This is a genomic window from Kaistella gelatinilytica (assembly GCF_015679325.1).
GTDB lineage: Bacteria > Bacteroidota > Bacteroidia > Flavobacteriales > Weeksellaceae > Kaistella > Kaistella gelatinilytica.
The window spans coordinates 1049624-1062509 of the sequence record NZ_JADPVI010000001.1 but is presented as its reverse complement, the minus strand read 5'-3'; the positions used below and the strand labels follow the sequence as shown (position 1 = coordinate 1062509).

Genomic DNA, 12886 nt, shown 5'->3' with positions numbered 1-12886 from the left:
TAGTTAAGGTTAAAATTTAATTAAAATAGGATTATCTTTGTCGTTAACTTTTAAAGGGAATTTCCCTTATCGCTCATCATTTATCATGGAATCAATCAGTGTTTTTGAAATTATAAAAGTAGGAATCGGACCCTCAAGTTCTCATACGATGGGACCCTGGAACGCAGCAGAAAGCTTTATCAGAAAAATAAAAACAGATCATCAGCTTCAGGATGTTAAAGAAGTTTTCGTAGAGTTTTTCGGCTCACTTGCAAAAACCGGAATTGGTCACGGAACAGATATCGCGGGAATGCTGGGACTTTCGGGAGAGAATTTCAAATTAATTGATACCACAAAAATTGATGAGAAAATTGAGGTCATCAAATCATCAAACCTTCTTAATCTGGGAGGTGAAAAAGTGATTCATTTCGTTTACGGCGAACATTTAATTCTAAATAAACAAAGATCTTTAGACTTTCATCCGAACGGAATGATCTTTAAAGCTGTTTTCGAAAATGGCGACGAACTGATTCAGGATTACTATTCTTTAGGTGGCGGATTTATCGCAACTCAGGAAGAAAATTCTTTCGAGAATGATTGTATCAGAACACTTTATCCATGTCATAGTGGTGACGCTGTGCTTAAAAACATCGAGAAACTCGGCCTTGAAAAAGTATCAGATCTTATTTTCCTCAATGAAGAATCCTGGCGCACAAAGGAAGAGACAGAAAAAGAAGCGCTTTATATTTGGGATCAAATTGTAGAATGTATTTACAAGGGCGTTAATAAAGAAGGAATACTTCCGGGAGGATTACGAGTTACGCGTCGTGCAGCAGGTTTGAACCGAAAGTTACTCGGCGATAAAATTTATAAAAATAAAAAAGAATGGTTTCAGTTGGTCATCGATTCTCATGAGACATTTACCACGATCAACAAGTGGGTTTCCTGTTTTGCACTGGCTGTGAATGAAGAAAACGCGAGTTTTGGAAGGATCATTACTGCGCCAACTAATGGTGCAAGTGGCGTAATTCCGGCGGTTTTAATGTATGCCCGAGCTTTCACTGATCATTGTTCAGATGAAGATATGATCCGTTTTATTTTGGTTGCCGGCGAAATTGGAACGCTGTTCAAAAAAAATGCTACCATTTCGGCCGCAATGGGTGGTTGTCAGGCAGAAGTTGGTGTTTCTTCGGCAATGGCTGCAGCTGGACTGACAGAAATTATGGGTGGAACTCCGGGACAGGTTCTCATGGCGGCAGAAATCGCGATGGAACATCATCTTGGGCTTACTTGTGATCCCATCGGTGGATTGGTTCAAATTCCATGCATCGAACGAAATTCTATGGGCGCTATCAAAGCAATTACGGCTGCAAATATTGCCATAGAATCTGACCCGTCAAAAGCCAAAGTTTCTCTTGATCAGGTTATTCAATCGATGTGGGAAACTGCGCAAGGTATGAGTGAACGCTTTAAAGAAACTTCGGAAGGTGGTTTAGCGATTGCAGTTAATGTCGCCGAATGTTAAAATAAATGCTGTAATTTTTAAGAGCAACCAGATTTTCGCTTTTCCGAAAAGTGTACCGGCTATCCACTATATCTTTTTATTTTTTCCTTGAAAAAAATAAAAAGGATGCCGTTTCTATCCGGGCTAAAAAGTAGGGAAGTGCTTGTTAATAAGGAAAGAGTGATGTAATTTTTTTATAAGACAGGTGTAATTTGGTTGAAATTACTTACCCAAAATGCCTCTAATCTTATTCGCATTCCGGATCAACTCTTCCAAATATTCAAAATTATCCTTTTCCAGCGCCGATTTAAATTTGCGAAGCTGCGAAATGTGTTCATTCAAAACATCTAACACATTTTCTTTGTTTTGTTTAAAGATCGGAACCCACATTTCAGGATGAGATTTCGCCAGACGAACCGTACTCGAAAAACCCGAACTTGCCAGTTGAAAAATAGTATCTTCTTCTCTTTCTTTTTCTAAAACCGTGTTTGCAAGAGCGTAGGAAGTGATATGTGAAATATGTGAAATGTAGGCGGTGTGAACATCATGATCGGCTGCTTTCATATAAATTAAATGCATATCGAGCGCATCTGCAACTTTTTGAACGGTTTCCAAAGCATCTTCTGCAGAGCTTTCACGATCACAAATTACACCAGCTCTTCCAGAAAAACTGTCAGAAATTGCGGATTTCGGTCCGGAGTTTTCCGTTCCCCACATTGGGTGAAAAGCCACGAAACGATCTCGATGTGAATGACCTTCAATAGAATTTACAATTCCTTCTTTGGTAGAACCGGCGTCCATAACAGTTTTTCTGTCATCAACCAGATCTAAAACATTCGATAAAATTTTTCTCGTCGCATCAACAGGAATCGCAATGATGATCAATTCTGAATTTGAAACGGCATTTTCTAAAGTTGCAATCTCATCGATAATGCCGAGACTTTTTGCTTCCTTTAAATGATCCTGGTTTTGATCTACGCCATAAATATAGGAAGCAAGACCTTTTGCTTTTAATTTTAAGGCCATGGAGCCTCCAATTAATCCGACACCGATGAGTGTAATTTTCATTTAAAGTAGAATAATATCAATGAGTTTGTCGAAGATTCGAAACTATCTTAATTTTTTTAAAGCAGTAAAATTTGCGTCGTCCTTGCATTTCTCGAAGCGAATCTCATATCTCGGATTTTTTTTCGGATAAACTAAAACATATTCCGGACAAGGTTTTTTTTGAGCCTGACTGTGGTCAAAATCAATTTCGCCTTTCGTGATGATGCTGTCTTTTAAGAATTTTTCGTCGATTTTATTTTCTGCCATTTCTTGGTAAAAAGCAGGCGATAAAACCATTTTTTTAGAAAGTGTTTCTGCAATTACGCGCGAATTGGGAAGATAACCACTACAACTTACTCCTTTTTTATTGAGAATGAAAAACACAAGAAGAAGTCCCGGAACAAGGCCGATTAAGAAAAATTTGATCTTCCTCATTTAAAAAATTAAAAGATTGATATCGTGGTAAGTAAGGTCAAAACGATCGCAAATCACTTTTTTCGTGTGGCGACCTTTGTACATATAAAGAGTATGTTTCATTTCGTTTTTGCGAACTAACATATTGTCGAAACCGCCTTCTTCATCATAGTTTAAGAGATAACTCAAAAAGAAATTAGAAATCGCTTTCGTCGTCGTTCTCGGCATTTTTGAAGTCAGATTTGGTAAACCGCAGTGAATTACACCATGTTTAATGATATACGGATCATCCATACAGGTCAGTTCTGAAGTTTCAATGACTTTTCCGTTATCGATCGTCACATCAATAATGACGCTTCCTTTCTTCATTTTCGACACCATTTCTTCCGTCACAATTGGGGCTAAACTTATTTTAGAAAGCGCGCCAATTACGACATCTGCTCTTTTTAAACATTTTCCCAGTTCTTTCGGATCGATGATTGAAGTTGGTACGCGTCCATCGACCATCATGTGAAGTCGACGAAGTTTAGATAGTGAATTGTCAAAAACTTTTACGCTTGCTCCTAAACCGATGGCTGCTTTTGTCGCAAATTCACCAACAATTCCGGCACCTAAAACAACAACTTCGGTCGGACGAACTCCCGTAATTCCACCCAACATTAATCCATTGGAAAGCGCTAAAAGTTCGGCTGCGTAAAGAACAGAAATGTTACCGGCAATTTCGCCGATCAGTCTTACCAAAGAAAGCTGTTTGTATTCATCAACGATAAATTCAAAAGCAATGGCATTGACTTTTTTCTCCGATAATTTTTTGAAATATTCTTTGTCGCGTAGATTAATTTGCAGCGCTGAAACCAAATAAGTACAGGGTTTCAAGAATTCGATCTCATCAGTAGTTGGCGGATTTATCTTGAGAACCAGATCCTGTGCAAATGCTTCTCTTGGATCGTAAGTTATTTTAGCACCCGATTCTGAATATTGCAGATCGGTGTAAAATGAACCTTCACCAGCTCCTGTCTCTACAATAACCTGATGACCATGAGAAACTAAAACCTGCACTGCATCCGGAGTTACGCAAGTTCTCCGCTCGTTAAGGCAAGTTTCCTTTGGAATTCCGATACTGAATTGTTTTCCTTTTTTAATGATTTCCAGCTTCTCTTCTTGCGGCATTAATTCCTGTTCAGAAAAAGGAGTAAATATATTGGTACTGCTCATTATTTAAAAATTATTTCCTGACATTTCAGGGATATCAATTGATTAAATTCGAATAAAATGAAGCTACAAAGATACAATCATTTCATTACTTAATAGTTTAAATTACCTGAAATTGATGACGCGCTCCTCGCCAACATTTTCGATTTTCAATTCATGATGCGGAAAATCTGCAAGTTCCTCTTCGTAAATTTCCGGCCATTCAATAATGCAGAGAAAGCTGTTGTCGAGATACTCTTCAATACCGATGTCAAAAACTTCATTGATGTTTTTCATGCGGTACAGATCGAAGTGAAAAACGTTTCCTTTTGGAGTATCATATTCATTAACGATCGCGTAAGTAGGAGAGGAAACTTCATCAGTACTTCCTAAATTTTTCAAAAGAAATTGCGTGAAAGTCGTTTTCCCGGCGCCAAGATTTCCTTTTAATAATAATATATTGTGTTGAAGTTTTGGTAAAATTTCATTGATGACGGTTTGCCATTCTTCGAGTTTACTAATCTTAAATTCCATGTTTTATTTATAAATTTCGATGAAAATTTCTCCGTTTTCGGTGATTGCACCGCGATACATTCCAGCGGTGTTGAAAGGCATTGCGATATTTCCGTATTGATCTAAAGCGATCAGACCGCCGTCTCCGCCCATTTTTTCAATCTCGTCGATGGTTTCCTGAGCTGCGGTTTTAACGTCTTTATTTTGATATTCCATCTTGGCTGCCAAAGTTCTGGCTGCAGTCGCGCGGATAAAATATTCGCCCCAACCTGTACCGGAAATTCCAACCTGGGAATTGGCATAAGTTCCGGCGCCGATAATCGGTGCGTCGCCAATTCGATTCCATTTTTTATTGGTCATTCCGCCTGTAGAAGTTCCTGCGGTGATATTTCTGCTTTTATCTAAAGCTACTGCTCCAACTGTTCCGAATTTTTTATCGACTTCGTAAGAATCGGGCAATGTATTTTGAGATATTTTTTTGGTTGTTTTTAATTTTTCTTTTTGCTTCATTTTTTGAAGGCTTTCCCAACGGTCTTTGGTCCAGAAATAAGAAGGATCGAAGATTTCTAAACCCTGTTCTTTTGCAAACTGTTCCGCACCTTCTCCGCTCAACATGACATGTTCAGATTTTTGCATGACAGCAATGGCAGCTTTTATAGGATTTTTGATGGTGTGAACTCCGGCAATCGCTCCGGCTGATTTATCTTTTCCAACCATGATCGCGGCGTCCATTTCATTTTTTCCTTCGTTGGTGAAAACTGCGCCTTTTCCGGCATTAAAAAGGGGAGAATTTTCCATCACGATAATAGAAGCGGCAACTGCATCGAGAGAAGATTTTCCTTTTTGAATTTCTGCATAACCTGCTTTTAAAGCTTCGGTGAGTTTTTCTTTGTAGGCATTTTCTTTTTCATCGGTCATGCTCGATTTCAAAATCGTTCCTGCACCGCCGTGTATGACTAAAACGTATTTTTTCTGGGCCGAAAACAGCACCGAAAAAGTTAGAATAGAAGTTAAGAGTAGTTTTTTCATGAGTAGAAAAGTTTGTCAAATTTATTGATTTTTTTTGGAGGCGGGAGCGAAGCGAGCGCCGAAAGTCTTTTTTTAATTTTCCTTAATTATAAATTTTTGAAATTCAGAACTTATTTTGGGAATCCTAAAATATAAAATTAATTTTCCTTGGGTCTTTCCACTTTTTACCTGGCTCTTCTTAGTTGGGTTTTCCCTCGCGTAAGGGATCGCAATGAAAAGCCCGGAATGGAATCTCGTCTTAAGAGACGGGATGGAATGAGGACTTGTAATGGAGAGCCCGACCCGAGATGCGGGAAAATGGTAGGAATGATTATAAGCTTCGGCGAGGGATACGCCCAAATAATTTAACGAAAAGAAAAACTTATTCCCTATTTTTACCAAATGATTTCGAAGCAGACCATTGACAAAATATTTTCCACAATTCGGGTGGAAGAAATCATCGGCGAGTATGTACAACTGAAAAGAGCGGGTTCAAATTTTAAAGGTTTGAGTCCTTTTCATGACGAAAAATCTCCCAGTTTTGTGGTGTCGCCAAGCAAGCAGATCTGGAAAGATTTCTCCAGCGGAAAAGGCGGAACTGCGATTTCTTTTTTGATGGAAATCGAAAGTTTTACTTATCCGGAAGCGCTTCGACATGCCGCAAAAAAGTATGGAATTGAGATCGAAGAAGATCTTCGCGAGCAAACCGAAGAGCAGAAACAGTCGCAAACCGAAAAAGAATTGCTTTATAAAATTCATGAAATCGCGAATGATTTTTTTCAGGACCAAATGTTCGAAACGGAAGAAGGAAAAACGATCGCCTATTCTTATTTTAAGGAAAGGGAATTGCGCGATGACATTATTCGCAAATTTCAATTAGGTTTCGCGCCGGAACAGAAAGATGCGTTTACTGAGTTTGCTTTAGATAAAGGGTATTCGAAAGATATTTTGGAGAAATCAGGACTTTCTATTTTCCCTGAAAATGCGCCGAGAGGAATCGACCGTTTTCGGGAGAGAGTGATTTTTCCTATTCACAGTTTTTCGGGAAGAGTTTTAGGTTTTGGCGCCAGAATTCTAAGAAATAATGTAAAAACTGCGAAATATCTGAATTCTCCGGAAACAGAAATTTATCATAAATCACAAGTTCTCTACGGTCTAAATCAGGGAAAACAGGCGATCTCAAAAAATAATCTTTGTCTTCTGGTTGAAGGTTATATGGATGTGATCGCGCTTCATCAAAGCGGAATTGAGAATGTAGTTTCGAGTTCCGGAACAGCTTTGACGGTGGAGCAAATCAAACTTATTAAAAGGCTTACAGAAAATGTAACTATTCTTTTTGATGGTGATGCGCCAGGAATTAAAGCGAGTTTTCGAAGTATAGATATGTTGCTTTCGGAGTCGATGAACATTCGGATCTTGCTTTTTCCCGATGGAGATGATCCGGATTCTTTTTCAAGAAAACATCCGCAGGAATATGTTGAGAATTTCATAAAAAATGAAGCTAAGGATTTCATTGATTTTAAAGCTGAAATCTTACTGAAAGACGCCGGAAGTGATCCGATCAGAAAGGCAGAAGCGATCCGCGATATTGTAAAATCGGTAGCTTTTGTTCAAAATGCGCTGAAACAGGAAGTTTATTTAAAAGAAGTTTCTAATAAATTCGGACTTTCCGAACAGTCGCTTTTTAATGAACTGAATGTTCAGAAACAACTGCAGAAACAGCACGTTTCTCCGCAACAAAGACAGGAGATACAGATTCAGCCGAAACTGGAAAAAGTTACTGAATTTTCGCCAACGATTGATCCGCTTTTAATTTTAGAAGAAAAACTGGTCGAATTAATGCTGAAATATGGCGATCTGATCTTGGAGCGGGAAGACGAGGAAAACAAAGCGTATAAAATTACAGTGATCGAGGAAATAATAGGTCATCTGCAGGAAGATGATTATGAAATTCAGTCCGAAATCAATAAAAAGATTATTGAAGAGATAAAGCAGGGCATCACGGAAAATGAACTTCGGTCGGGAAATTTTTTCATGACTTTAATGGATGAAAACATTTCGGGAAAAATTGCAGATGCGTTGCTTGATCCTTATGAAAACAGCAATTGGGGAAAACATCAGATATTTTTCAGCACCGAAGAAGAGGTAGTTCCAAAAATTGTGCAGGATGTTATCTTTCGGCACAAAAGAGAATATGTGATGAAGATCATCAATACCATGAAAAATAAACTTTCTGAAACTGAAAATAATGACGAAACATATAAAATGATCATCAATCTAAACCAGCTAAGAAAGGATCTGGACGAAAAACTGTTCAGGGTTTTGTGACAGATTGTCTAATTTTTGGTTGTGGAATATTGTTTGTGTAAATTTGAGTCAGGCAAGTAAAAAAGCAGATTATTATCTTTAAAAAAAAATAGAATGGATATAAAAAAAGATTTCAGAGATTTCTCTGTAAAGCACTTAGGAAACAGCGGTTTGGCAACAGATCAATACATGGGAATGTACGGACCGACCAATCTTACCCCTTATATTATGGAGGAAAGACGTTTGAATGTTACTCAAATGGATGTTTTTTCCCGATTAATGATGGACCGAATTATTTTCCTGGGAACAGGAATTGATGACCAGGTTGCAAATATCGTAACCGCACAGTTGCTTTTCCTGGAAAGTTCTGATGCTTCAAAAGATATTCAAATCTACATTAATTCTCCAGGAGGAAGTGTTTATGCAGGTTTGGGAATTTACGACACGATGCAGATCATTAAGCCAGATGTTGCTACGATTTGTACGGGAATTGCCGCTTCAATGGGCGCTGTTCTTTTGGTTGCAGGTGAAAAAGGAAAACGTTCGGCTTTGAAACATTCGCGGGTAATGATCCATCAACCTTCCGGTGGTGCTCAAGGAGTTGCTTCCGACATGGAGATCAACTTACGAGAAATGTTGAAACTGAAAAAAGAATTGTACGATATCATTTCAGAACATTCCGGGCAGACTTACGAGTGGGTGGAGAAAGCGTCTGACAGAGACTATTGGATGACTTCTTCTGAAGCCAAAGATTTTGGGATGGTAGATGAAGTTTTGCAAAGAAAAAAAGAGGTTAAAAAAGGAGAGGAGAAATAATTTTTCGAATTACATACAAAATGCGCCCTGGAAATAAGGCGCATTTTTTTATTTTAAAAGAGAAATTTTAATTAAAATCCCTCGATAATCTGTGCGAAATCTGCCATTTTCAAAGCAGCGCCGCCGATCAAACCACCGTCGATATCGGGTTGAGAGAAGATCTCTTTTGCATTATCAGGTTTTACAGAACCACCGTATAAAATCGAAATTTCGTCAGCGACTTCGTTTCCGTATTTGTTTGCGATTAAATTTCTGATGTGTGCATGAATTTCCTGCGCCTGTTCCGGAGAAGCTGTTTCGCCAGTTCCGATTGCCCAAACAGGTTCGTAAGCGATAACTACTTTTTTAATTTCGTCTGCAGAAAGCGTAAATAAAGCCACTTCAGTTTGGTTTTTTACGACTTCTAAATGTTGTCCGGATTTTCTTTGATCCAAAGTTTCACCATTACAGTAAATTGGCGTCAAACCTTTATCTAAAGCTAATTTTATTTTTCTGTTGCAGTGAGAATCGGTTTCACCATGATAAAGTCTTCGTTCGGAATGTCCGATCAATGAACCATTCACACCAATAGATTCAAGCATATCAGCCGAAGTTTCGCCCGTGTAAGCGCCACTTTCATGTTCGCTCATATCCTGGGAGAAAACACCGATTTCATTTTGCTCATACAGGTCTTTCGCCATCATCAAATACAAAGACGGCGGTGCGATCCACACTTTACAGTTTGGTGTGTGATTTCGTTTGTATTCTAATAACTGAAACATTAAGTCTTGCGCTTCAGTGACGTTTTTGTTCATTTTCCAGTTTCCGGCTACGATATTTTTTCTCATAATTTCAGGTAAATATTAAAATTAATTCGTTTGAATTTTAGTTAATTCAGATTCCATATTTTTTTTAAGATCACGTAATAATCATGCTCCTGATCGCTTACTTTATCATCAGCTTTGATCAGTGATTTGGCGAATTTTATAAAATCTTTTCTTTCCTCTTCCGTAGAATCATCAAAGAAACATTTCGCGTGAAATTCAAAATGATCTTTCCATTGATCTGCATGTAATGTTGCGATCACATCTAATTCATCATCTAAATTGATTTTGAACGGAAATTCTTCTGCTAAATATTCCTGTAATTTTAATCCTTCTTCCGGCGCGAATTCTCCATCTACAGAAGAAAGTATCATTAAAAGGTGGTAACCTGCGATTGATTTATTTGATTTTTGCATTTCTATTTTATTTTATCTTTTTTAAATTGAATTAGGTTTTTTTTAATATTTTAAATAATCTTTAGCAGACCTTTTATCGATGATTTTTCCGTTCTGCAAAGTTAAGACAAACGGATTGCTTCTGGCAATAGTTTTAATGGCAGTTCCGTCCATCATTGCATTATTTATTGTTTTGAAAGTGGTTGCATTGGTAGAGATACCCAAAATAAGTGCACCTTTTACTGCTTTTACTTTCGCTTCTGTTCTAGCCAATAAAACAGGATCTATATTTTCCGGATGATAAGAAAAGATAAGAACTGCTTTCGGTGCTCGCAATATTTCTGGTGTTAGATCCATTCCTTCCGGACTTTCAGGTTTAAATTTTGAGATCTCTGATTCGTAACCTTGTTTTACAATTTTTGAGCTTGTTTTTCCTTCCTCGATTTTCCAGGGCGATCCTTCTTCCCAATATTTTTTATCATTCACGTAATCATCCTGATTCACATTTAAAACTTCATTGGTTTTATCGTTTTTCAAAGAATAAAATGTTTTATATTCAGAAGGATCTTTTTCTATTTTAGCTTTCTCCGCATTCAGATCGGTCCCGATCTTATAGTCTCTGAAATCAATCACAGGTTCATGCGTAATTCCCCAGTTGATGACAAAAACCATGGTTAGAAAAGCGAATGCAGAAAAATATTTTTTGAATGATGTTCTTTCATCGATGTCATTAAAATGATTTCGGTAGAGAATCCAGAGAATTATTAAGCCTATTAATAAGATAATATCCTTCCAAAAACTTTGCCAAGGCGTAAATTTCAATGCATCACCAAAACATCCACAATCGGTTACCACATTAAAATAAGCCGAGTAAAATGTAAGGAAAGCGAAGAAAACACATAAAGCGATCAGAAGCGAAAGTGTCATTTTAAGACGTCTTTTTATCAATAATAAAAATCCTAAAACGAGCTCTAAAACAACCATGATAATTGCTAAAAATAAAGCTTGTTTTTCCAGAAACGGAATATTAAAAACGGAAGGTGAAAAATATTCTTCCATTTTAAATGAAAAGCCCACTACATCAACTGCTTTCACAAATCCGGAAGCGATGAAAATCAGGGCAATTACGATTCGGAGTACATGTTTAAACATAGTTTTTATTTTATATCAAGTTTGAATATTTATTTTTTTTCAGAAAATTTAATGAGGCAAAAAACGGCGTAATTCAGCATGTCAAAATAATTGGCATCAACTCCTTCGGAAACGAGTGTTGCGCCAGAATTATCTTCAATTTGTTTCGTTCGCAAAACTTTTTGGTAGATCAAATCTGTAATCGAAGAAATTCGCATGTCGCGCCAAGCTTCGCCGTAATCATGATTTTTTTTCATCATCAATTCTTTACCTTCATTTGCAAATTTATCGTAAAGTTCGAGCATTTCATTTTGATCCTGTTTGAAATCATCTGCAAAACCTTTCTCCAGCTGAATTAATCCGATAATGGAGTAGTTTACAATGGCGATAAAATTTTCTTCTGCTGATTCGCCAACTTTCGAAGTATTGGTGATTTGAAAAGTTCTTAAACTCTTCACTTTAATTAGAATTTGATCGGTCAAAGAAGGCGTTCTCAAGACCCGAAAAGAGGCACCATAATCCTGGAGCTTTTTACTGAATAAATCCCGACAGACTTTGATAACTTCGTCGAATTGTTTCGCTGTTTTCTGCATATAATTTCTAAACTTTTCAAAGATAGGAATTTTGGAGGGAAGATGGAAGCAGGAAGTTTGAAGTTATCACCATACTATTCATTAAATTTGCGGTTATGAATGTTACAACTTGTGATATTAAAGATCCTGGTTTTTCTCTGAACTGTCGCGGAAAACTGCTTGATTTATCGACTCCGATTATTATGGGGATCCTCAATTTGACGCCTGATTCTTTTTCTGATGGTGGAAAACATTTTGAGGAAAAACCTGCGCTCGATCAAGTGGCGAAAATGTTAAAAGAAGGTGCAGCGATTATCGATATCGGAGCACAATCAACACGACCAAAAGCTGAATTTTTACAGCCGGAAACAGAAATTTCCAGATTAGGAAATTTAATCCCAATGATCAAGCAGGAATTTCCTGAAGTAACGCTTTCTCTCGATACTTTTTATTCGGAAGTCGTACAGTTTGGTTTCGATGAAGGAATTGATATTATCAACGATATTTCAGGTGGGAATTTTGATCCTAAAATGTTTGAAACCGTTTCGAAAACTGGACTTCCGTACATCTTGATGCATAATAATGAGACGTACGATCTAATGCACAAAAAATTAATTGAGGAGGATCTGCTTTTAAAGATGAATCGATATTTCTCCGAAAAAATTAATGAGTTACAAAGTTTAGGTGTGAAAGATATCATTCTTGATCCGGGTTTTGGTTTCGGAAAAACAGTGGAGCAGCAACATCAACTTTTGAATGAGACAGAATTCATCGATTTTGGGAAACATCCATTGTTAATAGGGATTTCACGGAAATCTTTTATTTATAAACCTTTAAGAAAAAAACATTCCGAAATAATTGAAGAAACTCAAAAATTTCATCAGCAGGTTTTAGAAAAAGGCGCGAAAATTTTGCGTGTTCACGATGTCGCAGAAGCGAAGAAAACTATTGACACGTTTCTGAACCGCTAATTCAAACCTGATAATTTATCAGAATACTCTTTTGAAAATTTTTCCCGGTCTTCGTTCAGTTGCTTTAAATTATTGGGCAAAATATAATTGAATAAAATCTTCTCTTCATCATCCAAAAAAATTACTTCTTTTTCTTTTTCACCCAGCATTTGTGCGAAAATTTCCCACATCGAAGTGTCTTTCATCTTTAATAATTCAAAGAATGAGGAGGCTTTAATCTGTATGATCTCCATTT

Annotated in this window: 14 protein-coding genes; 4 read left to right on the top strand and 10 right to left on the bottom strand. The window is 37.2% G+C overall.

The window, feature by feature from the left end; all coding sequences use genetic code 11:
• Positions 1–85 precede the first annotated feature (85 nt).
• Entirely contained in the window at positions 86–1504 is a 1419-nt protein-coding gene (locus tag IV494_RS04645) for an L-serine ammonia-lyase (RefSeq protein ID WP_196078985.1), read from the top strand.
• Positions 1505–1705: 201 nt separating this feature from the next.
• Here IV494_RS04645 and IV494_RS04640 read toward each other — a convergent pair whose 3' ends face one another.
• The 5 genes from IV494_RS04640 to IV494_RS04620 all read right to left on the bottom strand — a co-directional run bounded on the left by IV494_RS04640 (position 1706) and on the right by IV494_RS04620 (position 5677).
• Positions 1706–2551 carry a prephenate dehydrogenase gene (locus IV494_RS04640; RefSeq protein WP_196078984.1) on the bottom strand — a complete coding sequence of 282 codons (846 nt, stop codon included), beginning with the start codon at positions 2549–2551 and terminating at the stop codon, positions 1706–1708.
• 42 nt (positions 2552–2593) lie between these two features.
• Positions 2594–2965 (bottom strand): DUF4258 domain-containing protein, encoded by a 372-nt coding sequence (locus IV494_RS04635; RefSeq protein WP_196078983.1) that lies wholly within the window; start codon positions 2963–2965, stop codon positions 2594–2596.
• The gene (locus tag IV494_RS04630) at positions 2966–4159 is read right to left on the bottom strand and encodes an alanine dehydrogenase (protein WP_196078982.1); all 1194 of its coding nucleotides are present in this window, start codon (positions 4157–4159) and stop codon (positions 2966–2968) included.
• 102 nt (positions 4160–4261) lie between these two features.
• The gene (tsaE, locus tag IV494_RS04625) at positions 4262–4669 is read right to left on the bottom strand and encodes a tRNA (adenosine(37)-N6)-threonylcarbamoyltransferase complex ATPase subunit type 1 TsaE (RefSeq protein WP_196078981.1); all 408 of its coding nucleotides are present in this window, start codon (positions 4667–4669) and stop codon (positions 4262–4264) included.
• Between the two features lie 3 nt (positions 4670–4672).
• Positions 4673–5677 (bottom strand): isoaspartyl peptidase/L-asparaginase family protein, encoded by a 1005-nt coding sequence (locus IV494_RS04620; RefSeq protein WP_196078980.1) that lies wholly within the window; start codon positions 5675–5677, stop codon positions 4673–4675.
• Between the two features lie 381 nt (positions 5678–6058).
• Between IV494_RS04620 and dnaG the strand changes: the two genes are divergently transcribed.
• Both dnaG and clpP read left to right on the top strand, forming a co-directional pair.
• Positions 6059–7984: a DNA primase gene (dnaG, locus tag IV494_RS04615; RefSeq protein WP_196078979.1), complete on the top strand. Its 1926-nt coding sequence runs from the start codon at positions 6059–6061 to the stop codon at positions 7982–7984.
• A gap of 93 nt (positions 7985–8077) precedes the next feature.
• Entirely contained in the window at positions 8078–8779 is a 702-nt protein-coding gene (clpP, locus tag IV494_RS04610; protein ID WP_196078978.1) for an ATP-dependent Clp endopeptidase proteolytic subunit ClpP, read from the top strand.
• Between the two features lie 71 nt (positions 8780–8850).
• Here the strand turns inward: clpP and tpiA are convergent, their stop codons facing one another.
• The 4 genes from tpiA to IV494_RS04590 are packed head-to-tail and all read right to left on the bottom strand — an operon-like array spanning position 8851 to position 11701.
• Positions 8851–9606 (bottom strand): triose-phosphate isomerase, encoded by a 756-nt coding sequence (gene tpiA / locus IV494_RS04605; RefSeq protein ID WP_196078977.1) that lies wholly within the window; start codon positions 9604–9606, stop codon positions 8851–8853.
• A gap of 41 nt (positions 9607–9647) precedes the next feature.
• Positions 9648–9998, bottom strand: a complete 351-nt coding sequence (locus IV494_RS04600) for a tellurite resistance TerB family protein (RefSeq protein ID WP_196078976.1) — start codon at positions 9996–9998, stop codon at positions 9648–9650.
• A gap of 42 nt (positions 9999–10040) precedes the next feature.
• Positions 10041–11129, bottom strand: coding sequence for a BT_3928 family protein (locus IV494_RS04595; RefSeq protein ID WP_196078975.1), 1089 nt, complete (start codon positions 11127–11129; stop codon positions 10041–10043).
• A 29-nt stretch (positions 11130–11158) separates the two neighbouring features.
• Positions 11159–11701, bottom strand: a complete 543-nt coding sequence (locus tag IV494_RS04590) for a DUF1599 domain-containing protein (protein WP_196078974.1) — start codon at positions 11699–11701, stop codon at positions 11159–11161.
• Between the two features lie 95 nt (positions 11702–11796).
• On the opposite strand from IV494_RS04590, the gene folP reads away from it, so the two are divergent.
• Positions 11797–12651 (top strand): dihydropteroate synthase, encoded by an 855-nt coding sequence (folP, locus tag IV494_RS04585; protein ID WP_230379903.1) that lies wholly within the window; start codon positions 11797–11799, stop codon positions 12649–12651.
• On the opposite strand, the gene IV494_RS04580 is transcribed toward folP, so the two are convergent.
• Positions 12648–12884 carry a hypothetical protein gene (locus tag IV494_RS04580; protein ID WP_196078973.1) on the bottom strand — a complete coding sequence of 79 codons (237 nt, stop codon included), beginning with the start codon at positions 12882–12884 and terminating at the stop codon, positions 12648–12650. The two genes, folP and IV494_RS04580, sit on opposite strands and share 4 nt — an antisense overlap.
• Between the last annotated feature and the right edge of the window lie 2 nt (positions 12885–12886).